Source organism: Klenkia marina (assembly GCF_900101025.1).
Taxonomy (GTDB): Bacteria; Actinomycetota; Actinomycetes; order Mycobacteriales; family Geodermatophilaceae; genus Klenkia; species Klenkia marina.
In genome coordinates this window covers 166,319-190,651 of sequence record NZ_FMUH01000001.1, presented here as the reverse complement: position 1 = coordinate 190,651, position 24,333 = coordinate 166,319, and the positions used below count along the sequence as shown (strand labels likewise).

24 protein-coding genes and 2 pseudogenes are annotated in these 24,333 nt (G+C 71.2%); 20 read left to right on the top strand and 6 right to left on the bottom strand.

Annotation, left to right across the window (positions count from 1 at the left end; genetic code table 11):
- Positions 1-2: 2 nt before the first annotated feature.
- Together BLP29_RS00985 and BLP29_RS00980 are read right to left on the bottom strand one after the other, a co-directional pair.
- Positions 3-566 (bottom strand): DUF1003 domain-containing protein, encoded by a 564-nt coding sequence (locus BLP29_RS00985; protein ID WP_207798245.1) that lies wholly within the window; start codon positions 564-566, stop codon positions 3-5.
- A gap of 17 nt (positions 567-583) precedes the next feature.
- A complete protein-coding gene (locus tag BLP29_RS00980) occupies positions 584-1,822 on the bottom strand; it encodes a magnesium transporter MgtE N-terminal domain-containing protein (RefSeq protein ID WP_092798970.1) in 1,239 nt (412 codons plus the stop codon).
- A 25-nt stretch (positions 1,823-1,847) separates the two neighbouring features.
- Here BLP29_RS00980 and BLP29_RS00975 point away from each other — a divergent pair, with 25 nt between their 5' ends.
- The 3 genes from BLP29_RS00975 to BLP29_RS00965 are packed head-to-tail and all read left to right on the top strand — an operon-like array spanning position 1,848 to position 4,614.
- Positions 1,848-2,699 (top strand): PhzF family phenazine biosynthesis protein, encoded by an 852-nt coding sequence (locus tag BLP29_RS00975; RefSeq protein WP_243469603.1) that lies wholly within the window; start codon positions 1,848-1,850, stop codon positions 2,697-2,699.
- A complete protein-coding gene (locus BLP29_RS00970; RefSeq protein ID WP_243469602.1) occupies positions 2,696-3,613 on the top strand; it encodes a DMT family transporter in 918 nt (305 codons plus the stop codon). The genes BLP29_RS00975 and BLP29_RS00970 overlap by 4 nt, the downstream gene beginning before the upstream one ends.
- Positions 3,614-3,660: 47 nt before the next feature.
- Entirely contained in the window at positions 3,661-4,614 is a 954-nt protein-coding gene (locus BLP29_RS00965; protein WP_092798968.1) for an HpcH/HpaI aldolase/citrate lyase family protein, read from the top strand.
- Positions 4,615-4,652: 38 nt separating this feature from the next.
- Here BLP29_RS00965 and BLP29_RS00960 read toward each other — a convergent pair whose 3' ends face one another.
- Complete coding sequence (locus BLP29_RS00960; protein ID WP_092798966.1) at positions 4,653-5,075, bottom strand: DUF4190 domain-containing protein; 423 nt, start codon at positions 5,073-5,075, stop codon at positions 4,653-4,655.
- 122 nt (positions 5,076-5,197) lie between these two features.
- On the opposite strand from BLP29_RS00960, the gene BLP29_RS00955 reads away from it, so the two are divergent.
- Positions 5,198-6,397 carry an acyl-CoA dehydrogenase family protein gene (locus BLP29_RS00955; protein ID WP_092798964.1) on the top strand — a complete coding sequence of 400 codons (1,200 nt, stop codon included), beginning with the start codon at positions 5,198-5,200 and terminating at the stop codon, positions 6,395-6,397.
- Positions 6,394-6,882 carry a hypothetical protein gene (locus tag BLP29_RS00950; protein ID WP_092798962.1) on the top strand — a complete coding sequence of 163 codons (489 nt, stop codon included), beginning with the start codon at positions 6,394-6,396 and terminating at the stop codon, positions 6,880-6,882. Before BLP29_RS00955 ends, BLP29_RS00950 begins: the two co-directional genes overlap by 4 nt.
- Here the strand turns inward: BLP29_RS00950 and BLP29_RS21155 are convergent.
- Positions 6,863-8,773: an ArnT family glycosyltransferase gene (locus BLP29_RS21155; RefSeq protein ID WP_092798960.1), complete on the bottom strand. Its 1,911-nt coding sequence runs from the start codon at positions 8,771-8,773 to the stop codon at positions 6,863-6,865. The genes BLP29_RS00950 and BLP29_RS21155 overlap by 20 nt on opposite strands.
- The gene (locus BLP29_RS21150; protein ID WP_092798958.1) at positions 8,770-10,059 is read right to left on the bottom strand and encodes a bifunctional glycosyltransferase family 2/GtrA family protein; all 1,290 of its coding nucleotides are present in this window, start codon (positions 10,057-10,059) and stop codon (positions 8,770-8,772) included. Before BLP29_RS21150 ends, BLP29_RS21155 begins: the two co-directional genes overlap by 4 nt.
- Before the next feature lie 113 nt (positions 10,060-10,172).
- Between BLP29_RS21150 and BLP29_RS00935 the strand changes: the two genes are divergently transcribed.
- Positions 10,173-11,108, top strand: coding sequence for an NADP-dependent oxidoreductase (locus BLP29_RS00935; RefSeq protein WP_243469601.1), 936 nt, complete (start codon positions 10,173-10,175; stop codon positions 11,106-11,108).
- Position 11,109: 1 nt separating this feature from the next.
- On the top strand, positions 11,110-11,922 hold the full coding sequence (locus BLP29_RS00930; protein ID WP_092798954.1) for a GIY-YIG nuclease family protein: 813 nt from the start codon (positions 11,110-11,112) through the stop codon (positions 11,920-11,922).
- A gap of 7 nt (positions 11,923-11,929) precedes the next feature.
- On the opposite strand, the gene BLP29_RS00925 is transcribed toward BLP29_RS00930, so the two are convergent.
- Positions 11,930-12,271, bottom strand: coding sequence for a group I truncated hemoglobin (locus BLP29_RS00925; RefSeq protein WP_092798952.1), 342 nt, complete (start codon positions 12,269-12,271; stop codon positions 11,930-11,932).
- 190 nt (positions 12,272-12,461) lie between these two features.
- Here BLP29_RS00925 and BLP29_RS00920 point away from each other — a divergent pair.
- From BLP29_RS00920 to BLP29_RS00860, 13 genes and pseudogenes are all read left to right on the top strand, one after another.
- Positions 12,462-13,172, top strand: a pseudogene (locus tag BLP29_RS00920) (TadA family conjugal transfer-associated ATPase); the annotation flags it as partial.
- A gap of 32 nt (positions 13,173-13,204) precedes the next feature.
- Positions 13,205-13,456 (top strand): annotated as a pseudogene (locus tag BLP29_RS21935) (recombinase family protein); the annotation flags it as partial.
- A 185-nt stretch (positions 13,457-13,641) separates the two neighbouring features.
- The gene (locus tag BLP29_RS20850; protein WP_341537338.1) at positions 13,642-14,568 is read left to right on the top strand and encodes a recombinase family protein; all 927 of its coding nucleotides are present in this window, start codon (positions 13,642-13,644) and stop codon (positions 14,566-14,568) included.
- A 749-nt stretch (positions 14,569-15,317) separates the two neighbouring features.
- Entirely contained in the window at positions 15,318-15,746 is a 429-nt protein-coding gene (locus BLP29_RS00905; protein WP_092798948.1) for a hypothetical protein, read from the top strand.
- The gene (locus tag BLP29_RS00900; protein WP_092798946.1) at positions 15,743-16,666 is read left to right on the top strand and encodes a bifunctional DNA primase/polymerase; all 924 of its coding nucleotides are present in this window, start codon (positions 15,743-15,745) and stop codon (positions 16,664-16,666) included. Before BLP29_RS00905 ends, BLP29_RS00900 begins: the two co-directional genes overlap by 4 nt.
- Positions 16,663-16,905: a hypothetical protein gene (locus BLP29_RS00895; protein WP_092798944.1), complete on the top strand. Its 243-nt coding sequence runs from the start codon at positions 16,663-16,665 to the stop codon at positions 16,903-16,905. Before BLP29_RS00900 ends, BLP29_RS00895 begins: the two co-directional genes overlap by 4 nt.
- A gap of 829 nt (positions 16,906-17,734) precedes the next feature.
- Positions 17,735-17,899 (top strand): helix-turn-helix domain-containing protein, encoded by a 165-nt coding sequence (locus tag BLP29_RS20845; protein WP_165839236.1) that lies wholly within the window; start codon positions 17,735-17,737, stop codon positions 17,897-17,899.
- An 11-nt stretch (positions 17,900-17,910) separates the two neighbouring features.
- The gene (locus BLP29_RS00885; protein WP_133378946.1) at positions 17,911-18,513 is read left to right on the top strand and encodes a hypothetical protein; all 603 of its coding nucleotides are present in this window, start codon (positions 17,911-17,913) and stop codon (positions 18,511-18,513) included.
- A 14-nt stretch (positions 18,514-18,527) separates the two neighbouring features.
- Complete coding sequence (locus BLP29_RS00880; RefSeq protein WP_092798938.1) at positions 18,528-19,187, top strand: hypothetical protein; 660 nt, start codon at positions 18,528-18,530, stop codon at positions 19,185-19,187.
- A 1,390-nt stretch (positions 19,188-20,577) separates the two neighbouring features.
- On the top strand, positions 20,578-23,505 hold the full coding sequence (locus BLP29_RS00875) for a phage tail tape measure protein (protein WP_092798936.1): 2,928 nt from the start codon (positions 20,578-20,580) through the stop codon (positions 23,503-23,505).
- Complete coding sequence (locus tag BLP29_RS00870; RefSeq protein WP_092798934.1) at positions 23,505-23,762, top strand: hypothetical protein; 258 nt, start codon at positions 23,505-23,507, stop codon at positions 23,760-23,762. Before BLP29_RS00875 ends, BLP29_RS00870 begins: the two co-directional genes overlap by 1 nt.
- The gene (locus BLP29_RS21385; RefSeq protein ID WP_424321704.1) at positions 23,759-24,022 is read left to right on the top strand and encodes a WhiB family transcriptional regulator; all 264 of its coding nucleotides are present in this window, start codon (positions 23,759-23,761) and stop codon (positions 24,020-24,022) included. Before BLP29_RS00870 ends, BLP29_RS21385 begins: the two co-directional genes overlap by 4 nt.
- A complete protein-coding gene (locus BLP29_RS00860; RefSeq protein WP_092798930.1) occupies positions 24,019-24,333 on the top strand; it encodes a hypothetical protein in 315 nt (104 codons plus the stop codon). The genes BLP29_RS21385 and BLP29_RS00860 overlap by 4 nt, the downstream gene beginning before the upstream one ends.

The following is a 24,333-nucleotide window of genomic DNA, read 5'->3' as shown; positions in this document are numbered from 1 at the left end:
GCTCAGTCGGGAGCGTTGTCCCGGGCCTGCTGCTCGCGCTTGCGCTTGCGCTCCTTCTTGCGGCGCGCGGCGGCGTCGTCGTCGGGCGGGGCCAACCGGTCCAGCTCGCGGGAGATGAAGTCGCGGGTGGCCAGCTCGCCGATCGCGACCCGCAGCGAGGCCAGCTCGCGGGCCAGGAACTCGGTGTCGGCGCGGGTCTGCGCGGCCCGCGCGCGGTCCTCCTCGATCTGCACCTTGTCGCGGTCGGTCTGCCGGTTCTGCGCCAGCAGGATCAGCGGCGCGGCGTAGGCGGCCTGGGTGGAGAAGGCCAGGTTCAGCAGGATGAACGGGTACGGGTCGAACCGCATCGACACCCAGACGACGTTGATCGCGATCCAGATGATCACGATGATCGTCTGGATCGCCAGGTACCGGCCGGTGCCCAGGAACCGGGCGATCTTCTCGGCGTAGTAGCCGATCGCGTCGGGGTTGAAGTTCAGGAACTGGGCGAAGCTGCGCGTGCCCGAGGGCTGGTCCAGCTGCAGGTCGGCCCGCCGGTCGGCGTCGGCTCGACGGTCGTCAGCCACGGTGCACCTCGCGCGGCTCAGCCACGACGGTCCCGGTTGCGCCAGTCGGTGGGCAGCAGCGCGTCGAGGACGTCGTCGACGGTCACGGCCCCCAGCAGCCGGCCGGCTGCGTCGACCACCGGGGCGGCCACCAGGTTGTAGGTGGCGAAGTAGCGGGTGATCTCGGCCAGCGGCGCCTCGGGGCGCAGCGGCTCGAGGTCGTCGAGCACCCCGGAGACCAGCGTGAACGGGGGCTCGCGCAGCAGCCGCTGGATGTGCGCCAGGCCCAGGTAGCGGCCGGTGGGGGTGGCCGACGGCGGGCGGCACACGTACACCTGGCTGGCCAGCGAGGGCGTGATCTCCTCGGCGCGCACCCGGGCCAGGGCCTCGGCGATCGTGGCGTCGGGGGCCAGGACCACCGGCTCGCTGGTCATCATGCCGCCGGCGGTGTCCTCGGAGTACTCCAGCAGCTGGCGCACCGACTTGGCCTCGTCGGGCTCCATCAGGCTCAACAGCCGCAGGCGGTCGACGTCGGTCAGCTCGCCCAGCAGGTCGGCGGCGTCGTCGGGGTCCATCTCCTCCAGGACGTCGGCGGCGCGGTCGTCCTCCAGCGTGCCGAGGATGGCGATCTGCTCGTCCTCGGGCAGCTCGCCCAGCACGTCGGCCAGCCGCTCGTCGTCGAGGGCGTCGGCGACCTCCATGCGGCGCTTGGCCGGCAGGCCCTGCAGGGCGTGGGCGAGGTCGGCCGGCTTGAGCTCGCGGTAGGTGGCCAGCAGGGCCTCCGCGCTCTGCCCGGTGGCCTCCAGGGCCAGCCCCTCGACCTCGTCCCAGGCCACCTGGTGCAGCTGGCCGCGGCGGCCGAAGCGGCCGGGCTCGGCCACCGCCAGGCGGGTGAGCGCCCAGTCGCCGGTGCGCATCTGCTCCATCGAGGCGTCGACGACGACCCCGGGCCGGTCGTCCTCCAGCAGCTGCACCCGGCGGTCGAGCAGCTGGCCGAGCACGAGGGTCTCGCCGGCGCGCTGCTCGAAGTGCCGCAGGCTCAGGGTGCCGGTGGACAGCACCACCGCGCCGGAGTCGATGCGGGTCACCCGGCCCATCGGCAGGAAGATCCGCTTGCGGGCGACCACCTCGAGCACCAGGCCGAGCACCCGCGGTGCGGCCGGCCCCACGCGCAGGGCCACCACGGCGTCGCGGACCTTGCCGACCCGGTCGCCGTCGGGGTCGAAGACGGTCAACCCCGCCAGGCGGGAGACGTACGCTCGCGTCGCCGTGGTCACGGAGGTGGAGGCTACCGTCGCGCCCGTGCTGCGCTTCGAGGTCGTGGACGTCTTCGCCCCCCGGCCCTTCGCCGGCAACCCGCTCGCCGTCGTCCTGGACGCCGCGGACCTGACCACCGAGCAGTGCCAGGCGCTGGCGCGGGAGTTCCACCTGTCGGAGACCACGTTCGTCACCGCGGTCGACGACGGCGGGTACCGGGTGCGGATCTTCACCACCGAGACCGAGCTGCCCTTCGCCGGGCACCCCAGCGTGGGCACCGCGCACACGCTGGTGCGCCTGGGCATGCTCACCCCCGGCACGGTCCTGCAGGACTGCGGCGCGGGCGTCGTCCCGGTCGAGGTCACCGCCACCGGTGCCCGGCTCACCGGCGGCCCGGTGCAGATGCGCCCCGGCCCCGACCCGGCGGCGCTCGCCGCCGCCGTCGGGCTGGGTCCCGGCGACGTCACCGGCCGGCCGGCCCCCGTGGTCGGCTGCGGCCTGGAGTTCGCCCAGCTCGACGTGCACCCCGCCGCACTCGACCGCGCCGTGCCCGACCGCCGCGCGCTGGCGGCGCTGCTCCCCGACGTCGACGGCGGGGTCTCGGTGCTGGCCCGGGGTGCGGACGGCGAGCACACCGTGCGGGTGTTCGCCGGCGGCCTGGCCTGGGAGGAGGACCCGGCCACCGGGTCCGCGGCCCTGGGCACCGGCGTCTGGCTCGCGGCCGAGGGCCTGGTGGGGGAGGGGACGACGACCTACCGGCTGCACCAGGGCGCTGCGCTGCTCCGGCCCTCTGTGCTCGACGGCACGGTCACGGTGCAGGGCGGCCGGGTGGTCGCGGCGACCGTGGCCGGCGACGTGCACCCGGTCTCGCGCGGCACGATCGCCGTGCCCGCATGAGCTCCACCGACGCATGGGCCCTGCACCGGCCCGGCGGCCGGGACGTCGCGATCATGGCCGTGGCGGTCGTCGGCGTCTCGCTGTCGGGGCCGATGACCGCGCTGGTCGCCGCCCCGGCGCTGGCCATCGCCTTCTGGCGCAACGCCGCCGGCGCCGCGGCCCTGCTGCCGGTGCTGCTCACCCGGGAGCGGGCGGCCACGCGCGGCCTGCGCTGGCGCGACCTGCTCAGCTCGGTGGTCGGCGGGCTCTTCCTGGCCGGGCACTTCGCGGCCTGGCTGCCGAGCCTGTCGATGACGACGGTCGCGGCGTCGATCGCGCTGGTCACCACGACCCCGATCTGGACGGCGCTGGCCGCGCGGCTGTCGGGGGTGCGGCTGCCCGCCCAGGTCTGGTGGGGGCTGGTGCTCGCCGTCGGCGGGGTGGCGCTCATCGCTGGGGTCGACGTCACCGTGTCGTGGACCGCCCTGGCCGGTGACGGCCTGGCGCTGCTCGGGGCCATCGCGGCGGCCGGGTACGTGCTGGCCGGGGCGAAGGCGCGGCAGACGCTGTCGACGTCGGCCTACGCGGTGGTCTGCTACTCGACGTGCGCGGTCGTGGTGGCGGTCGCCGCGCTGGCGGTCGGGGTGCCGCTGACCGGGTTCAGCGCCCGCGACTGGTGGCTGATCGCCGGCATCACCGTCGTGGCGCAGCTGCTGGGCCACACCCTGTTCAACCTGGTGCTCTCTACGGTGGGGCCGACCGTGGTGGGGCTGGCCATCCTGCTCGAGGTGCCCGGCGCCCTGCTGGTCGCCCTGGTGCTGCTGCAGCAGCTGCCGCCGCTGCTCGCACTGCCGGGGATGGCGCTGGTGGTGGTCGGGGTGGCCCTCGTCGTCCGGGCGTCGCGGCCCCCGACGGTGGTCGAGCCGCTGACCTGACGAGCCTTGGTTACTCTCCGGTAACCATCGTCGATCGTGGAGGCACCGTGGCCGAGCTCCGATCCCGCCGTTCCAACCTCGCCGTCCCGGGCAGCAACCCCCGGTTCCTGGAGAAGGCCAAGGGCCTCCCGGCGGACCAGGTGTTCCTGGACCTGGAGGACGCCTGCGCGCCGCTGGCCAAGCCCGGCGCCCGCAAGAACATCGTCGCGGCCCTGAACGAGGGCGGCTGGGGCGAGAAGATCCGCACCGTCCGGGTGAACGACTGGACGACGGAGTGGACCTTCCAGGACGTCATCGAGGTCGTCGGCGGCGCCGGCGCGAACCTCGACTGCATCATGCTGCCGAAGGTCCAGGACGCCGGTCAGGTGCAGGCGCTGGACATGCTGCTGACCCAGATCGAGAAGGCCAACGGCCTCGAGGTCGGCAAGATCGGCATCGAGGCGCAGATCGAGACCGCGCAGGGGTTGATCAACGTCAACCAGATCGCGTTCGCCAGCCCGCGCATCGAGACGATCATCTACGGCCCGGCCGACTTCATGGCCTCGATCAACATGAAGTCGCTGGTCGTGGGCGCGCTGCACCCGGACTACCCGGGCGACCCGTTCCACTACATCCTCATGCAGATCCTCATGGCCGCCCGCGCCCGCGGCGTGCAGGCCATCGACGGGCCGTTCCTGCAGGTGCGCGACGTGCCCGCGTTCGAGGAGGTCGCCAAGCGCTCGGCGATGCTCGGGTTCGACGGCAAGTGGGTGCTGCACCCGGGCCAGATCGACGCGGCCAACGAGATCTACGCCCCCTCGCAGGAGGACTACGACCACGCCGAGCTGATCCTCGACGCCTACGAGTGGGCGACCAGCGAGGCCGGTGGCAAGAAGGGCTCGGCGATGCTCGGCGACGAGATGATCGACGAGGCCAGTCGCAAGATGGCCCTGGTCATCGCCGGCAAGGGCCGTGCCGCCGGCATGGGCCGCACCTCGAGCTTCACCCCGCCCGAGGACTGAGGCCCCGCCGGCTTCGGCCCCTGTCCCGACCTCGGTGCTCAGGGGCCGAAGCTGGCCACGGTCACCACGGCCCAGACCCAGGTGATGAGCAGCAGCGCGTACATCGCCGTCCCGATCGAGCCGACGACGATGCCGGCCAGCGCCAGGCCGTCGCCCTCCTCGCCGGTGTGCCGCACCGTGCGCCGGGCGGAGATGCCCAGGGCCAGCCCGACCGGCGGGAACACGAACGCGAACACCAGCGCCAGGATGGCGGTGGTGTTCGTCGGCCGCCGCACCACGAAGACCGGCTGCCCGTAGCCCGGGGGTGGGCCGTAGCCCGGCGGGGGTCCGTAGCCGGGCGGGGGTCCGTAGCCGGGCGGCGGGCCGTAGGCCGGGGGTGGCCCGTACGCCGGCGGGGGCACGGCGCCCTGGGTGGACTGCACCGGCGGGTCGCCGCGGTAGAAGCCGTCGTCCTGGCTCATGGGGTCCTCCTGGGGTTCGCCGCACAGCCTGGCAGAGGTGATGCAGCCCACCGGGGAGGCGACGGTCGCTGGGCCATACTCACCGGTAACCCCGGACACCGTCGTCCCCGCGAGGAGCACCCATGACCCGCCTGGCCCAGACCGCCGACCTGACCGAGATCCAGACCGAGATCCTCTCCACGGTCCGCCGGTTCGTCGACCGGGAGATCATCCCGCGCGCCCAGGAGCTCGAGCACGCCGACACCTACCCGCAGGAGATCGTCGACGGGATGAAGGAGATGGGCCTGTTCGGGCTCATGATCCCGGAGGAGTACGGCGGCCTGGGCGAGAGCCTGCTGACCTACGTGTTGGTGGTCGAGGAGATCGCCCGCGGCTGGATGAGCGTCTCGGGCGTCATCAACACCCACTTCATCGTCGCCTACATGCTCATCCAGCACGGCACCGACGAGCAGAAGCAGCGCTACCTCCCGCGCATGGCCACCGGCGAGGTGCGCGGTGCGTTCTCGATGAGCGAGCCCGGCCTGGGGTCCGACGTCGCGGCGATCCGCACCCGGGCCAAGAAGGACGCCGACGGCGACTACGTGATCGACGGCGAGAAGATGTGGCTGACCAACGGCGGCAGCTCGACGCTGGTCGCCGCGCTGGTGCGCACCGACGAGGGCGCCGAGAAGCCCTACCAGAACCTCACGACCTTCCTGGTCGAGAAGCCCACCGGCTTCGGCGAGGTCGTGCCGGGGCTGTCCATCCCCGGCAAGATCGACAAGATGGGCTACAAGGGCGTGGACACCACCAGCCTGGTGTTCGACGGCTACCGGGCCAAGGCCGAGGACATCCTCGGCGGCGTGCCCGGCAAGGGCTTCGCGCACATGATGGACGGCGTCGAGGTCGGCCGGGTCAACGTCGCGGCCCGGGCCTGCGGCATCTCGATCCGGGCCTTCGAGCTGGCCGTGGCCTACGCCCAGCAGCGCGAGACCTTCGGCAAGAAGATCGCCCAGCACCAGGCGATCGCCTTCCAGCTGGCCGAGATGGCCACCAAGGTCGAGGCCGCCCACCTGATGATGGTCAACGCGGCCAAGCTCAAGGACAGCGGCAAGCGCAACGACGTCGAGGCCGGCATGGCCAAGCTGCTGGCCAGCGAGTACTGCGCCGAGGTGACCACGCAGTCCTTCCGCATCCACGGCGGCTACGGGTACTCCAAGGAGTACGAGATCGAGCGCCTCATGCGCGAGGCCCCGTTCCTGCTGATCGGCGAGGGCACGAGCGAGATCCAGAAGACCATCATCAGCCGCGGCCTGCTCAAGGAGTACATGCTCAAGGGGTGAGCAGACGGGGGTGGGTCTCGGCCGAGGACGCCGCGGGCGACCGGTGGCGGCTGGCGGTCGACGACGACGGCTGGGTCGAGCAACCCCAGCCGATCGGTGACTCCGCCGACCCGCGCCCCCAGCTGCTGTTCCTGCTCGGCGGGTTCGGGGTCCTGGTGCTGCTGTCGTTGGCCGCCGGCCGGCTCGACGGGGTGGGGGGCGTGTCGGGTCTGGTGCTCGCCGTCGTGGGCCTGTGCCTGCTGCTGTTCTCGGCCGTGCGGATCGCCCGGTTCCGCGCCCGGGGCCGGCAGCACCCGGGCCGCCGGGTCCGGGGCGAGCAGATCAGCGCGGTCGTGCTGACCGGCCCCGAGCACCCCGGCCCGGCCGAGCCGCTGGTGGTGTCGGTGCTGCTGCACGACGGGTCGACGCTGACCTACCGCACCCCCGACGCCACGGCGCGCCGGCTGTTCGCGCCGTGGGGCAGCGTCAGCGGACCGCCCGGGTGAGGTCGTAGAGCTCGATGCCGTCCACCGTGGTGGCGGGGAACGAGCGCTCGACCCAGGCGGCGATCTGCTCGGCGTCGTCCGAACCGCTGCCGCTGCGCCCGATGCTGCCGGCGACGAACCAGTGGACGTCGCCCTCGGCGACGTCGCGCTGGAACTGGGCGAGGGTCGGAGTCGGGTCGCTGCCGTTGAACCCGCCGAGGGCCATCACCGGGTCGCCGCTGGCCAGCTGGTAGCCCGCGGCGACCTGCGAGCCGACGGCGGCGGCCACCCAGGTGTAGGTCGAGGCGTTCTGGTGCAGCGCCTCGACCACCTGCGGGCCGGGGTCGCTCGCGCCGATGAGGGTGCCGTGGGCGCTGATCGGGGGGTGGCCGGTGTCCGGGCGCGGCGCACCCGGGGCGTGCCCGTTGCGGCCGGTGCCGGTGACGCCGTCGGGTCCGGCGGTGACGATCGACCCGGCGTAGGCGGTGCCGGCCGTCTGCACCGCGTAGGCGGTCGGCCCCCCGAGCGCGGCCGCTGCGGCCGCGGTCAGGACGAGGACGGCGACGGTGCGGTGCAGGTGGACCACGAGCAGGCCGAGCGCGGCGACCAGCGCCACCGCGAGGACGGCGGGGGCCAGCCACGGCACGAACTCCGGCGTGCGCCCGAGCAGCACCCACGACCAGGCACCGGTGCCGGCCAGGACGACGGCCAGCACGCCGCGGGCCCACCACGCGTCCCGCAGGGCCCACAGCAGCCCGCCGCCGATGCCGGTGACCGCGGCGACCGCCGGTGCCAGCGCGACGGTGTAGTAGGCGTGGAAGATGCCGGCCATCAGGCTGAAGACCAGGCCGGTGACCAGCAGCCAGGCCAGCCAGACCAGCAGTGCGCTGCGCCGCACGTCGGTGCGCCGGGCCCGGCCCAGCACGACCAGCCCGGCGACGCCGAGCACGAGGGCGGCCGGCAGCAGCCAGGCGATCTGGCCGCCGATCTCGACGTCGAACAGCCGCCCGAGACCGGTCTCGCCCCAGCCCGCACCGCCGCCGACCGAGCCGGTCTCCGCACCGGTCAGCCGGCCCAGTCCGTTGTACCCCCAGATGAGCTGCCAGACCGAGTCGTCCTGCGAGCCGCCGACGTAGGGCCGCCAGTCGGCCGGCACGAGCTCCACGACCGCCACCCACCAGCCGCCGGCGGCGACCACGGCCAGCCCGGCCCACAGCAGGTCGACCAGCCGCCGTCGGAACGACACCGGGGCGCAGACCAGCCACACCAGGGCGAAGCCAGGGACGACGAGGAAGGCCTGCAGCGTCTTGGTCAGGAACGCCGCACCGATCAGCACGCCGACGCCGACCAGGGTGGCCCGACGCCCCGACTGCAGCGCGCGCGTCATCAGGTACGCCGCCGCCGTGAGCAGCAGGACCAGCAGCGCGTCGGGGTTGTCGAACCGGAACATGAGGACGGCGACCGGCGTCGTCGCCATGACCGCCCCGGCCAGCAGCCCGGCGCCGGGGCCGGCGACCCGGCGCACGGCGAGGAAGACCAGGCCGGTGGTGGCCACGCCCATGAGCGCCTGGGGCACCAGCAGCGACCACGGGTTCAGCCCGAACAGCCGCACCGAGAGGCCCATGACCCACAGCGAGGCGGGTGGCTTGTCGACGGTGATGGCGTTCGCGGCGTCGGAGGAGCCGTAGAAGAACGCCGTCCAGCTCTGCGAGCCCGCCTGGGCGGCGGCGGCGTAGAAGGCGTTGGCCCAGCCGGAGGCGGCCAGGTCCCACAGCTGCAGGGCGGCGGAGGCGCCGAGCAGCACGAGCAGGCATGGCCGCACCCACCCCGGGTCGCGGTCGGGAGCCGGCGGGGGGAGCTCGGCCTGGTCCGGCTGCAGCCCGGCCACGGGCCGGTCCAGGACGGCGCTCACCGAGCGGTGTCGGCGAGGACGGCGGGCCGCAGGTCGGCCAGCGTCGCGGGCAGCGGGCGGTGCTCGTGCGGCGCGCGGCTGCGGAAGACCCAGGCCCGGAAGAGCACGAAGCGCAGCAGGGTGGCCGCCAGGTTGGCCGCGACCAGGAAGCCCAGCTCGACCAGGCGGTGGGCGTGCGGGTCCCAGCTGTTCAGCCCGGCGAGGGTGCCGCTGGTCAGGGCCAGCCCGAGCGCGAACACGAACAGGCCCTGGAACTGGGCGGTGGCCGCACCGCCGCGGCCGCGGACGCCGAAGGTGATGCGACGGTTGGCGGCGGTGTTGGCCACCGCGGTGACCGCGAGGGCCACGAAGTTGGCCGGCTGGGGGTCCATCCCGTGCCGCAGCGCGACGAACAGGGCCAGGTAGGCCAGCGTGGAGACGACGCCGATGGCGGCGAAGCGCACCAGCTGGCCGACCAGCCCGGCGGGGACGCCGTCCAGGTCGGGGTCGACCAGCGGGCCGCGGCCGATCTGGGCCCGCAGGTCGGCGACGGGCAGCCGGCCGGTGGTGAAGGCGCGCCACATGCGCACGATGCCGGCCAGGTCGGCCTTGGCGGTGGAGACGATGTGCACGCGGCTGTCGGGGTCGTCGACCCAGTCGACGGGCACCTCGGCGATGCGCAGCCCGGCCCGCTCGGCGAGCACCAGCAGCTCGGTGTCGAAGAACCAGCCGGTGTCCTCGACGAGGGGGAGCAGGCGGGCGGCGACGTCGGCGCGGATGGCCTTGAACCCGCACTGGGCGTCGGAGACGTGGGTGGCCAAGGTGCCGCGCAGCAGCAGGTTGTAGCTGCGGGAGATGAACTCGCGCTTGGCCCCGCGCACCACCCGCGACGACCCGGCCAGCCGGGTGCCGATGGCCAGGTCGGAGTGCCCGCTGATCAGCGGGGCGACCAGCGGGAGCAGGGCGTTGAGGTCGGTGGACAGGTCGACGTCCATGTAGACCAGCACGGCGGCGTCGCTGGCGGCCCAGGCCCGGTTCAGCGCCCGGCCGCGGCCGGGTTCGGTCTCGATGCGGACGACGACCCCGGGCAGCTCGGCGGCCAACCGGTGGGCGACGGCGACGGTGCCGTCGGTGCTGGCGTTCTCCGCGATCGTGATGCGGTGGCTGAACGGCAGCGTCGCCAGGTGGGCGTGCAGGCGGCGCACGCACTGCTCGAGGTCGGCCTCCTCGTCGTGCACCGGCACGACGACGTCGAGCACGGGGGAGACGGCCAGGGGGGCGCCGGAGGACTCCGTCAGCGGGGGCATGGCGGGGACTGTGTGCTCGTTGCCTGACGGCGGGCAGAGGAGTTGCTGCAGGCCTGCTGTGGGAATCCGGGAGGGGGTGCCCCGCCTTGGCCACGGACATGAGAGCTGTCGGAGTGACCGAGTTCGGCGGGCCCGAGGCCCTGCACCTGCTCGACGTGCCCGAGGTGCACGCCGGTGAGGGGGAGGTGCGGCTGGCCGTGCGTGCCGCCGCGGTGAACCCGACCGACACCTACGCCCGCAACGGCACCTACGCCCAGCACCCGAAGGCGCCGAAGGAGATGCCGTGGATCCCCGGCATGGACGTCGCCGGCGTGGTCGACGAGGTCGGGCCCGCTACGGACACGCCCCTGCAGGTGGGTGACCGGGTGATGGCGATCGTGGTGCCCAGCGGCGCGCACGGCGGCTACCGCGAGCAGATCGTGCTGCCGGCCGCCTCCGTCGTCCCGGTGCCCGCCGGGGTCTCCGACGCCGAGGCCGCCTCGTTGCCGATGAACGGGCTGACCGCCCGGCTGGCGCTGGACCGCATGGGCCTCGCGCCCGGTCAGGTGCTCGCGGTGACCGGCGCGGCCGGCGCGTTCGGCGGCTACGTCGTGCAGCTGGCGAAGGTCGACGGGCTGGTCGTGGTGGCCGATGCGTCCGAGGCCGACCGCGAGCTGGTGCGATCCTTCGGCGCCGACGTCGTGCTCGAGCGCGGCGCGGGATGGGCCGACGCGGTGCTCGACCGCTACCCGGGCGGGGTCGACGGCCTGGCCGACGGCGCCCTGCTCGGCGCCGAGGGCGCGCGCGTGGTGCGCGACGGCGGCGTGGTCACCACCGTGCGCGGCTACCGGGGTGAGGACGACGCGCTGGCGCGGGGCGTCCGCTTCGAGCCGGTCTTCGTCCGTGACTACGGGCAGAACACCGCGGCGCTGGACCTGCTGCGCCAGCAGGCCGAGCGGGGCGAGGTGACCCTGCGGGTGGCCGACGAGGTGCCGGTCGCCGATGCCGCCGCAGCCCACGCCCGCCTGGAGGCCGGCGGCGTCCGCGGCCGCCTCGTCCTCGTGTTCTGAGATGCCCTTGGTCGTCGGCGACGTCCTGCGGAGCGCGGGCATCGACCCCGAGGAGACCCAGGCCATCCGGCACGCCTTCGTGCGCGAGCACGAGGACACCGGGCTCCCGGGCCTGCACGCCGACTCGACGCACGAGGAGATCCTGGAGTACACCCGGCGCCAATCTGCGCAGCCGCGCATCTTCCCGGCCAGCCCGCCGCGGTTCTGGGTGGTCTTCATGCGGGAGGGGGGCGACCGCGCCCGGCTGTGGTCCGTGCTGGAGAACCGCGGCGAGCTGTCCACGGACGGGGTGGAGCGCACCTTCGACCTGGCCGTGTCGGACCACCTCGCCGACCTCAGGGACCGCCTCGTGGTCGGGTGGCGGTCGCCGCGGACGTGGCGGCTGACCGGCGCCACGGCGGCCGGTTACCCGGTCCTGGAGATCGCCGACGCCCAACCGGTGCCGTTCCCGGGCTTCGACCGGCTCGTGCTCGACCACGCACAGCTCCAGGCGGTCATGCGGGAGCACCGGTACGCCGCATGGCGGACCGCGCTGTCGTCCGTGGTCGGTGTCTACCTGATCACCGACACGCGGGACGGGCGTCACTACGTCGGCAAGGCCGACGGTGCCGAGAGTGTTCGCCAGCGCTGGGGCGCCTACGCGACCAACGGCCACGGCGGGAACGTGGAGCTGCGGAACCTGGACCCGACCAGCTTCAGCTTCTCCTTGCTCCGGGTGTTCGACCCGGCAACGCCCAGGACGGTGATCGACGCCGCGGAGGGCCACTTCAAGACCGCGCTCGACACCCGCCGGCACGGACTCAACAGGAACTGAGCCGGGGTCAGGCCTCCACGACCTGGTCGCGGAGGCCGTCGACGAGGGCCGCGAGCTCGCGGACGTGGCCCTCGTCGACGCCCACCTCCGCGAGCGCGGCGGCGAGGTGGGCGACCAGCCGGTCGTAGGCCGCGTCGTCGATGCCCAGACCGGCGTGCGTGCGGCGCAGGTCGAACCGGGTGCTGCCGCCGTCCAGGGCGGCGCCGAGGAACTCGGCCTGGTGCCGGCGCAGCCGGTCCACGTCGACGCCGGTGAACCACGGCGCCAGCTGCGGGTCGGCGACGACCAGCGCGTAGAAGCGCTCGACCGCGGTGTCGAGCAGCGAGGGGCTGCCGGTCTGCGCGCTCATGGGGACCTCCGCTCGGTGTGCCGTGCGTTGACGCTACGTGTCGGGGGCGCCACGGCGCGCTGACGCGGGGGTCACCCGATCAGGTACGGCTGGTCGCACCTCATCCACAGGGGGGGTGATCCGGGTTCCGCGGACCCGGTGGGTCTCGTAGGTTCCGGGCGTCCTGTCGTCCGACCTCGGGGAGTCGTGCGTGCCCGTGCTGCCCGCTGCGGCGACCGCGCTGGACCTGGTGGACGCCGAGGTGCGCGAGCTGGTGCGTCGCCGGGGCCTGGACCCCGCCGTCGACCCGGGCCCGGTGCGGGCGCTGGTGCGCGAGGTGGTGGCCGACTACGCCGACCGGGCGTCGTCCTCCTCGCTGCCGCCGATCGCGGACCCCGAGGGCGTGCTGCGCGACGTGCTCGACCGGGTGGCCGGCTTCGGGCCGCTGCAGCGCTGGCTCGACGACCCCGAGGTCGAGGAGATCTGGGTCAACGAGCCCGGTCGGGTGTTCGTCGCCCGGCGCGGGCGCAGCGAGCTGACCACCACGATCCTGGGCGCCGGCGAGCTGGCCGACCTCGTCGAGCGGATGCTGCGCACCTCGGGTCGACGTGTCGACATGTCGACCCCCTTCGTCGACGCCTCGCTGCCCGACGGCTCGCGGCTGCACGTCGTCATCCCCGACATCACCCGCCGGCACATGGCGGTGAACATCCGCAAGTTCGTGCTGCAGGCGCACAGCCTCGACGAGCTGGTGGCCTTGGGCACGCTGACCCCGCAGGTCGCCCGCTTCCTCGAGGCCTCCGTGGCGGCCGGGCTGAACATCCTGGTCAGCGGAGGCACCCAGGCCGGCAAGACCACGATGCTCAACTGCCTCTGCGCCGCCATCCCCGCCCGGGAGCGGGTGGTCACCGCCGAGGAGGTCTTCGAGCTGCCGGTGCCGATACCATTGCACACGTGCAAGCCGGCGTCTACCTACGACAGTCACTCGACCGAGACGGGTCGGGACTCGCAGTCGCACGCCAGCGCGAGGACTGCCTACGGCTCTGCGCCGACCGCGGCTGGACGCCGGTCGAATACGTCGACAACGACACGAGCGCGACGTCGAGCAAGGCGCGGCCGGGCTACACGCGGATGCTCGCCGACATCGAACGCGGGGCTATCCAGGCCGTAGTTGCCTGGGATCTTGACCGCCTGCACCGGCAGCCCATCGAGCTCGAGCACTTCATTGCTTTGGCCGACAAAAACCGCCTTGCTCTCGCCACCATCGGCGTGACGCCGATCTGTCCACCGACGGTGGCCGCCTGTTTGCGCGGATCAAGGGCGCAGTGGCCCGTGGAGAGATCGAGCGGAAGTCGGCGCGACAGAAGCGCGCCAACCTGCAACGGGCCCAGATGGGGGCACCGCGAGCAGGAGGAAACCGAACCTTCGGGTACGAACCGGGCGGCCACGAAGTCCGCGAGAGCGAGGCAGCCCTGCTGCGAGACGGCTACCGGCAGCTCCTCGGCGGCGGCAGCCTTCGCGGACTGGCTTCACAGTGGAACGCCAGCAGCATTCCGACCACCCGCGGGGGTGCCTGGCGACCGGATGCGGTCCGATACACGCTGAAGAACCCTCGCAACGCGGGACTCGTGGTCCATCTCGGCGAGGAGGTAGGAACCGGCTCTTGGCCAGCCATCGTCCCCGAGCACACCTACCGAGCAGCCGTGGCGCTGCTGGAGGATCCGACGCGACGGACGACGCCGGACACGGCGCGAAAGTACCTACTGGCGGGCCTCGCTCTCTGCCGGTGCGGCAGCCCCGTCATCACTGGCCGGTCGTCTCGAGGGCCGCGTACCTACCGGTGCAGCGAGACCCGCGGTCACATGTCTCGGGCGGCCGAACCGGTCGACAACCTTGTCTCCGCGCTCGTCATCGGCCGGCTGTCGCAACCAGACGCCGCAGACTTGATGTTGACCGACGAGACGCTTCCAGACCTGAACGCACTGCGCGAGAAGGCGGCGGCGCTTAGGACGCGCCTGGGCGAGCTAACTGACCTGTTCGCGGACGGGGCGATCAGCAAGGCCCAGCTGACCCGCGGTAGCGAACGAGCCCGTCAAGCTCTCCGGGTGGCGGAGGAGCGCCTTGCGGACGCAGGCAGGGTGTCGGTCTTTGGAGAGCTCGTTGCGGGCGGGGACGTGGCGTCGGTCTGGGACGCTTTGGACCTCGATCGAAAGCGCGCCGTCATCGACGCTCTCATGGTCGTGACGCTGTTCTCGCCGGGCCGGGGTGCCCGCACCTTCAAGCCCGAATCGGTGGGCATCGACTGGAGGCACTCATGACGGACCCCCTCCTCGCTCGCCAGCAGGAGATCGAGGCGCTCGGGGCCGCCTGGTCGAGCATGACTCGCGCACAGCGTCGGCCGGCAGCCGTCCTCGAGTACTACTGCCGACAGCGTGGATGTGCGCTTCTCACGTGCTTTCAGACGCCTAACGGCTTGTTCGTCTGGCTACCCCAGTACCGCACATCGCCCGAGAAAAATGCGAAGAGTTCCGCAGCAACTGCTCGCGCAAGCCGCACTCTGGACGGTGCCCGGCGGTGGAAGCCCCGCGTCGTGTCGATCGATGACGTTGCCGATCCGGCGCTGCCCGATCAGATGGGGGCGATGTTGAAGTGTGACCACCTCGATCGATTTCTGACTGGGCGGTCCTTGCTCGCAGATCTCTCGGCTGGAAAACCCGGACGGCCCTACGTAGTGCGGGTGTGACTAACCCGGATTCTTTGCTATCGTCACAGCAGCACGTAGAGCCCGGCATGGAATGCCGAACCGGATGAAGTAGGGCGACCGGAACCCAAGGGGTTCCCGCATGCCCGCAAGTAGTCCCGATCTTCGTTCAAGCGCCGCTCGAGCCGGCGCGGCCGTGCGCTGGGGTAAGGCCAATGCTGACGACGTTCGACGTGAACTCGCAGCTCAGCGCATCTCCGAGTACCTCCAGAAGACGTTAGCCAGCGCACCCCCGCTGACGAATGAGCAACGCGAGAAGTTGGCGCTGCTGCTTCACGGCTCCATCCCCAGCGGGGGTGCGGCTGCGTGAGCGCAAACGAAAGGTCGGCCCCCGCCACAGGGACCGACCCCTCCGAGAACGCCGCCGCCAAGCTGCAGAATCTCACCGCCGAGACTACCGCAACGCCAGCCCTCCCGGCACTCCTCACATTGCAGCAGTTGAACCGCCTGCTGCGCGATGAGGGCATTGCGCGGGCCGACGAGTCGCTCGACGGCTGGACGCGCAGCTGTTGGCAGACCGGCATCGCCTACTGGGCGTCGACTGGTTGGGAATTCACGGCCGACGAGGTGCGGGCCCTGGGCGTGCCCGACCCCGCGAACCCGAATGCGGTCGGCGCGCAGTTCATGGCAGCCGCTCGGGCTGGCCTCATCCGACCCATGGGCTTCGTGCAGTCCCGCAGGCCATCGCGCCACGGCGCGTGGCTGCGTCAGTGGGTCGGCGGTGACGCCGCGTGACCGCTATCGCCAACCACGCCCAGCAGCTCGCAGCGGCCGGCTGGGAGATCTTCCCGCTGCGCGGCAAGGCCCCCCTGTTCAAGACGGCCCACCCGCAGGGCGACCCGCTCTGGGGCGTCTGCAAGGGCACCTGCGGACGCATCGGGCACGGGGTCCTCGACGCCACCAGCGACGCTGAGACGGTCCGTCAGTGGTGGCGGCAGAACCCCACCGCGAACATCGGGGGCCGCGTCCCCAAGGGCGTCGCTGTGCTCGACGTCGACCCCCGGTCTGGGGGAGCGGACAACATGACTGCGCTCGTTCGCGAGCACGGTCGCCTGCCCTCAACCCTCACGGTCATCTCCGGCCGCGGTGACGGCGGTAGGCACTTCTACCTGCGCTGCCCCGACCGGCCGCTGTCCGGGGCCGGCCTGGGGTCCGGGCTCGACCTCAAGACCCACGCCGGCTACTGCGTGCTCCCCCCCAGCATCCACCCCGACACAGGCCACCCCTACCGGATGCAGGACGGCCCTCGTCGGCCTGAGCGGATGCCCGACTGGCTACTGACGCTCCTGACGCCACAGGCGCCCCCCCAGCGGCCTCCCGCCAAGGTGGTGACCATCGGCGCCGGACCGGGGATCGCAGACCGGTACAGCGCCGAGGCTTCCTGGAACGACGTGCTGGGCGCCCACGGCTGGCGATGCGCAGGGGGCGATGGGGACAGCGACGGCTCGAGGTGGCTGCACCCGGCGGCGACGTCCTCGGTGTCCGCGACCGTGCGGCACGGGCTGCTGTTCGTCTACAGCCCAAACACCCCGCTACCGGTCACCGAGAGCGGCAACCCAGTCGGTTTGACGCGGTTCCGGGCCTACGCGCTGCTGACCCACCACGGGGACATGTCCGCAGCCGCGAAGACGCTCCTGGGGCGGGTCGCGGCATGAGCGACCAGATGGCCCTGTTCGGGCGCGACCCCAGCCCAGTGCTTATCGAGGTTGGGCGGCGAACCGCCTGGCTGCGCGGAAAGGGCCTGCTCCGGGCGCTCGATGACGCAGGCATCCCACGGATGCGGTGCCCCATTCGCAAGCAGTGGTGCTGCCCCACCAACCGCGTTGACGACCTCCTCGCCATCCTCGAGCACCGCAACCGGCGCCTCGTGGAGGTTGTGGCGGTCGACCGGTGAGCCGGCGGACGGTTCGTGACCGCTGGTACGCCGAGGTCTTGAGGACCCGCCTCGTGACCGGACCCTGCCGTGAGCTGCTCGCGCTCATGGCGGTCATGCACATGGAGGACCGCGGATACGTCAAGGTCCCTCGAGACCAGCTCGCCGACGAGCTCGGCATTAGCCCCCACCGGGTGACCGTGCTCGTTGGTCAGGCGACGAAGGCTGGCCTGTTGGTGAAGGTGGCCGGCGGGCACAACGGGCAGGTCTCCAAGTACGCCGCGCAGGTCGTTGAAGGGTGCCCCGAGAGCGCAACCTTTCGACTCGGAAGGTATCGGGCAGAGAGCACCCTTCCGCGACACCCTTCAGCAGGTCCGGAAGATGGCGATGGGTGCTCTGAGAAGGCACCCATACGCGTGCGCGTCAGTAAGACAAACCCCGACAACGGCACGCACCCCGTGCATGACCGGGTGTCACCTGACCGTGGACTCACGTCCCTCGGCATTGACACCGCCACCACACGGCGGCCGACGCCGATCGAGGCCCGACCCAGCGTGACCACCACAGGGACGGGACGGGCCAGCGCATGAGCGCCGACCTGCCCGTGAGGCCCCCTCAGCACTACGTGCACGGCCTCGGCGCTGGCTCGTTCGTCATCGTCCCCGGCCGGGTGGCTGCCTGGCTGACATCCCGCGCCAACCTCACCGACCTACGAGTTGCCCACCGAGGCGCTGACCCCGAGGTCGACAACGTGCTCCTAGCCATCGCCACGTCGGGAGCCATTTGGCTCGATTCCGCGACAGGAAGCGCGCCCGGGAAGCGCGAGGAACAGGCGCCACCCTCGCAGTGGATGACGACCAGCGACGTAGCCGACCGGCTCAACATGACCGTCCGCGGTGTGCGGGTGGCAATCGAGACCGGCCGACTGCGGGCCGAGCGACAGCACGGCCGCTGGTTTGTCACCCGCGAGGAGTTCGAGCACTTCAAGACCGTCCGCCGGCAGCGGGCCGCGTGAAGGAGACCACCATGCCGATGACCGACAAGGACCGCGAGATCGCCGCAGGCATCCGCGCCCGGGCCGCAGAGGCGTTCGACCGCATCCGCGCCGACCGCAACCTCAGCGATGAAGGCAAGCGAGCCAATCTGCTCAGCGTCCACCAGGCCGCGAGCAAGCAGCTGCGCGCCGAGCACGACCGCATCCGGGAGCGCGACACCAAGCACAAGGCCGACCTCGAACGCCGCCTGTTCGGGCTCACCCCACACGCCCTCGGCGCCGACGTCATCAGCTACCGCGACGCCCTCGACCGCGCCTCACGCATCCAGAACGCCGACCAGGCCAACGAGCTGCTGAGCATGGCCCGCGGGTCCGGCGACAAGGTGCTCGAGCGGGCCGTGTTCGCCCACGCCTACGAGATGGCCGGCCCGTCGGCAGCCCCGTGGAACGAACTCGTCACCGCCTACCTCCAGGCCCGCCCGGACCTGCAGGCCGACGTCGACGAGCTGTCCCGCGTCAGCCACGCCGACTCGATCCTCGACACCCAGATGCAGCTGCGCATGCAGATGCCCGCCGAGCTCGCCGGCCACGTCGACGCCAGCGGACAGCTCAAGACCCCGGCCCCGGCCGCCTGACCAACGGAGACACCATGCGACTCGACCCCACCACCACCCAGGCCCTCGACCAGCTCCGCAAGACCATCGACGCCGAGGCCACCCACATCCGAGCGAACCGCGACCTCACCTTCGAGGCCCGGCAGCGGCAGATCGCCCGGTCGTGGGTGGCCCACCGCGACGCGGCCAAGGCCCTGCGCGAGCGGCTCAACACCAACGCGGCTGACGAACGCCGCAAGCTGGAGTCCGACCTGTTCGGCCTTGACGGCATCGTGGGCTGGAGGGCTGACGCCTCGACCCGTGCCACCGCGTCGGTCGCCATGCGAGATGCGCAGGACAGGGTCAGGTCCGCCCTCGACGCAGCGAACAGCTCCGACATCCTCAAGCAGCACCCCGAGCCCGTGCTGGCCGAGCTCCTCAAGCGCGCTGAGCGCGCCGGTGACGAGTTCATGGCACGAGCAGTCGCCGAGGCGGCTATCGACCGGTCATGCGCCGACGTGGTCAACGCGTTCAGCGCTGCGCGTCCCGCCATCGAGCCCGCGGTCGACCGTTACTGGGCCATCGCACACACCCACACTCGTGCCCGCGACGTCATGAACGAGGAGATGGCGTTCGCCCTCGAGCCGCCTGCGGAGGTCGCGGGCCTCAGCGAGTGGGAGGTCAATGCCCTCGCCGGCGCCGCGGTGGCGCTGTAACCCAGCGTGACGGGGGTGGGGGGTGACGCCCGCCCTCAAGATCAACGAGCCACCGTCGGGAGGCATCTCGCTGTCCGGACCCCGCTAGGGTCACGCGCACGCGAACCCCCGTCACCGGGCGTGACGGGGGTTCGTTGCTGCGGGGGGACGGTGTGGAACCGACCCTCGGAGGGGGATCGGACACCTCCCGGCGGTGGGCCGGATGATCTTGGTCAGGGGGTCACCCCCCACGGGTCCTGACGGGTGTCCGAATGGTCTTGTCGGAGCCGTAAGCCACTCTCTCCCTTGTGCAACCAGAAGCTGCAGGCCTGACGTGGGTTCAAGTGCTACCGATTGTCATCTCCGGTCTCGCTCTTCTTGCCTCGGCCGCCTCATCGCTGACCGGTCGCAAGGCGCTTCAACAGAGTCGGATCGCCCTCGTGGCCCAGGTGAGGACTGAGTGGGTCAAGCTCGCACCCGATTGGTCTCTGAGCTTAGTGCTGGCTCGAGGTCCAGAGGACTACTACAGCTATGCCAGTCGAGAAACCCGCGACCGCGTCCGCCACATCGCCGACGAGATCGATGGGCTCGATTGGGATGATACGCGTGCTGTGAAGAATGCGTTTGTTGGTCCCGTTCAGAATGTGGTCACGTTCCTTGATTTCTGCGCAGGATTGGTTCTACAAGGGCGACTGCGCAGTGGAGATGTTTACAATGTATTAGGTCCCGAGATCACGCGGCATGGCGCGGCGATTCGCTGGATGATTGGCGTAAAGACGGGCGCATGGAGGCCGGACTCCGTTCCCCATGGTGAGGACCGCAGTATGTGGCTCCATGAGGTGCAGCGGGATGCCTTCCGAGCTCAGCAAAATCGCGTCCTTGCTTTGGTGGACCTGCTCTGGGCCAGAAGCGCAGACGCTGGGGACCACTATCCCCACGTGCTCATGGCCTGTGCGGTCCACAAGAGGTACGTGAGTGGTGCCTTCTGTCGGAGACGGGTCCGTCTGTTGAGCAGACGGGCGGGTGGCCGGTTGCTCGGCGTCACTCTGCAGCGAGAACTGCTCGCTGCAGAGTTCCTCAAAGTTTCGGCGTTCTGGCAGGACGGGTCCGGGTTTGGCGTCGGTCGAACCGATTGGAAGTGCGTTCGGGTAGGCCTTTGGCGTGTGCGATGCGCCCTTGCCTTTTGTCGGTCGTACGCGCTTTTGCCGCCGCGGTTTTTCCTGGTGCGCAGGCGGGTCGCGACCCGCCTCGAGCGGAACCGCTTCGGGAAGCCAATCGTGGGTCGGGTGGTCCTTTGGGCGCGTAGTCGTCGGCGCAGTCGTCCCCGCGTCCACTTGCGGGGGCCGCACCTCTAGTTCCTGACTAGGTAGTCAGTGCGCGTTGAAGGGGGAACTAGCTCGACCGTCGGATCATGGCGAACAGAACTGTCTCGGTAGCAATCCGGGCGGACATCGCCCAATACATGGCCGGTATGCGGGCGGCTGCGGCGCAGACGACGCAGTTCGGGTCGCTGGTCGATCTGCACTCGAAGAAGTCCCGGGCTGGGCTCGAGACGATTGGCATGGGCGCGACCCTGGTCGGCGGCGCGATGGTGGCCGGGTTTGGGCTGGCAGTGGCGAAGGCCGCGGAGTTCGACAAGGCGATGTCGGCGGTGGGTGCTGCGTCGATGGCTTCGGCCGTTCAGCTGGGGCAGCTGAGGCAGGCAGCGCTCGATGCGGGTGCAGACACGGCGTACTCGGCAACTGAGGCCGCGAACGCGATGACCGAGCTGTCGAAGGCCGGCGTCAGCACCAGCGACATCCTGTCGGGTGGCCTCGATGGCGCGTTGTCGTTGGCAGCTGCTGGCCAGCTGGAGGTGGCGGACGCTGCGGAGATCGCGGCGACGGCGCTGAGCGTGTTCGGGTTGTCGGGCTCGCAGATGAACCACGTCGCGGATCTGCTGGCCGCTGGTGCTGGGAAGGCGCAGGGGTCGGTAGATGACCTGTCCCAGGCGATGAACCAGTCGGCGTTGGTCGCGAAGAACGCCGGGTTGAGCATCGACCAGACGACCGGTGCGCTGGCGCTGTTCGCCTCGCAGGGCCTGCTGGGGTCGGACGCCGGGACGTCGTTCAAGACAATGCTGATGTCGTTGAACCCGCGGTCGCAGGAAGCTGCCGACCTCATGGATCAGCTTGGGCTGCGGGCTTACGACGCGCAGGGTCAGTTCGTCGGGTTGCAGGAGTACGCCGGCCAGCTCCAGACCGGGCTGTCGGGGCTGTCGCAGGAGCAGCGCAACAGCGCGTTGCAGACCATCTTCGGCACCGACGCGATCCGGGCGGCAACGATCCTCTACGACGCCGGCTCGCAGGGCGTCGCCGAGTGGACGAGGAACGTCAACGATCAGGGTTATGCGGCTGAGCAGGCCGCGAAGCTGACGGACAACCTGGCCGGGGATATCGAACGGCTCGGGGGAGCGTTCGACACCGCGCTCATCCAGTCGGGGTCCTCAGCGAACGGTGTGCTGCGGTTCCTGGTGCAGACCGCCACCGGTGCCGTCGACACGTTCTCGGAGCTTCCTGGGCCGCTACAGGGGGCCGCGACGGGCGTCCTGGGTGTGGCTGGTGCTGGGACGCTGGCGCTGGGCGTGGTGGGGTCCCTGATCCCTCGGGTCGCGGAGGCTCGGGACACGCTGCGGGACATGGGCGACGCTGGGATCAGGGTTGACCGGGGCCTGGGTGCGTTCGGTCGGTTCGCGGCGAAGGCCGGTGCCGCTGGGGTGGCTATCGGGCTGCTGTCGGCTGCCTACGACGCGATGCACCCGCCAGCTGAGCTGGTCATCGCCGACACCGAGGAACTACAGCGGGCGCTGGAGGGCCTGGCGCAGACCGGGGTGGCCGATGGGGCGCTGCGGGACATCTTCGGCGCTGGCCTGCGCGGGCTGGTGGACGACATGAACGCCACGCTGCCGCAGGTGACCAGCGGCATCGACTCGATGCTCTACCAGTTCGAGCTGCTGGATGATCGCGGGTCGTTCGACCTGGGGCAGCTGTTCACGTTCGAGGACCGCGGTGACAACTTGCAGGCGATGCGGGATGAGTTTGCGCAGGCTCAGCAGAACGTGGCCGACCTCGATGACGCGCTGGCGGCGATGGTGGGGAACGGGAACGCCGAGGCCGCCGCGAACGCCACGATGCAGCTGTACAACGCGTGGGTGCGGTCGGGTGGGGAGATCGGGGAGTTCCGTCGCCGGTTCCCCGACGCGGTGGCCGCGATGGAGGGCTACGTCGAGACGTCCACGACGGTCGTTGACGAGACCGGGGCGATCACTGGGGCGATGGGTGAGGCAAAGTCAGCCTCGGACCTGCTCAAGCAGTCGTTCGACGCGCTCAACGGGATCTACCTGACCGCCGCTGAGGCCAATGTGCAGTGGACGCAGGCAATGGCAGACCTGTCGATCGCCGCCGAGAACGGGTCGACGTCGCTGGACCTGAACAGCGCGGCCGGCGCGGACAACGCGGAGCAGTTCATCAACGCCGCCACGCAGGCCCGAGACTGGGCGGCGGCGGTGGGGGACGTGTCGGGCCCTGAGGCGGGGCGGGCGAAGCTGGCTGAGCTGCGGGACGCGCTCATCAACAACGCGGTGGCGACCGGGTTCAACCGCGATGAGGTCACCAACCTCATCAACGAGCTGTTCCGGGTGCCGTCGGATGTGCAGTCGGCGGCGGCGCTGGTGGACAACGCCACGCCGGGGATCAACGCGGTGAACGCTGCGCTCGACCAGATCAACGGGCGGACGGCGACGACCTACGTGAACACCGTGGTCACGCAGACCATTAACCGAATCCTGGGGGCGTCCCCGTCGTCCGAGGCGGGGCTGGGGTCCTCGGGGCTGGTCGGGGTGCCGGACGTGCCGGGGAGGGCCTCTGGTGGGCCTGTGAGCGCCGGGCGGACGTACCTGGTGGGGGAGGAAGGCCCCGAGCTGGTGCGGTTCGCTCAGGCCGGGATGGTGTTCAACGCACCGAAGACCCGGGCGCTGCTGGCAGGTGGCGGCACCGGGTTTGCGGCCGGTTTCGCAGCACCCTCCACTGGCTTCACGTCCACAAGCCGCGAGGTCTCAATGCTCTCGAGCTCGTCGTGGTCGTCGCAGGAGACGTCAGCGGCCGGGATGAGGTCGCGGGAGTTCTCAGGGTCGTCGGTCGGTGGCGGGTCGGCGGTGTTCCAGGGCGGCGACACCAACGTGCAGGTGTTCATCGACGGCCAGGAGTTCCGCGGCATCGCCCGAGTGGTCGCCGACCAGGCGGTCAACGAGGGCTTCGGGTCGCTCAAGCGGAACATGATGAACCGAGGGGTCCGCGCCTGATGCCCCCCGCAGACGAGGCGGGTCAGCTCGCCGATTACATCATCGGCGCCGGCAAGTACGAGAACAGCAACTTCTGGGTGGCGACCGTGCTGAGTGTCAGCGCCGACAACCCGCCGAACGTGACCATCGGGTACCGCCTGGCCGAGTTGCCGAGTGCCTACCTGTCGTCCTACACCCCAACAGTTGGGCACCGGGTGATCTGTGCGAAGTACGACGCAAACCTCCCGATCATCCTGGGCCGGGTCGTCCATCCGTGAGCGGCACACCTGACGGGTTGATCCCGTCGCAGGCCGTGCCGCAGTTCCTCGCCCTCGTCGAGGAACTGTCCGTCGGTGAGCCGGTGCCGTGTCGGCGGAAGCCCCCGGAGCTGTGGTGGCGGGCCAAGCACGAGGAGGCGAAGGGGCTGTGCAGGCAGTGCCGGGCGCGGGAAGCTTGCCTGGATTACGCCCTCGCCGCCGACGAACGGTTCGGCATCTGGGGCGGACGAGCACCTAACGAGCGACGGGGGACGGCATGAGCGTCGAGAACAGCGATGTCCTGGCATGGTTCGGGCAGGCGCTCGAAGATCCGTCGGGGGTCGACGCGGCACTGCAAGGCCTTGACGCAGAAGAGCTGCATGAGGCGGCGGTCAAGGCCATCACGTTCACCGCGCTCATGCTCTCGGCGCAGCAGACCCAGGGCGACCGCCTGATCCACGACCTGCGGGCGACACTGAACGACCCCGATGCGCACATGCAGGCGTACCGAGATTGGCTCGAGCGGGTGCCTCTGGGGCACACCGGGATGTCGTGGGTCGTCGGCCAGGTCGAGAGCGGTCAGGGCGAGTAA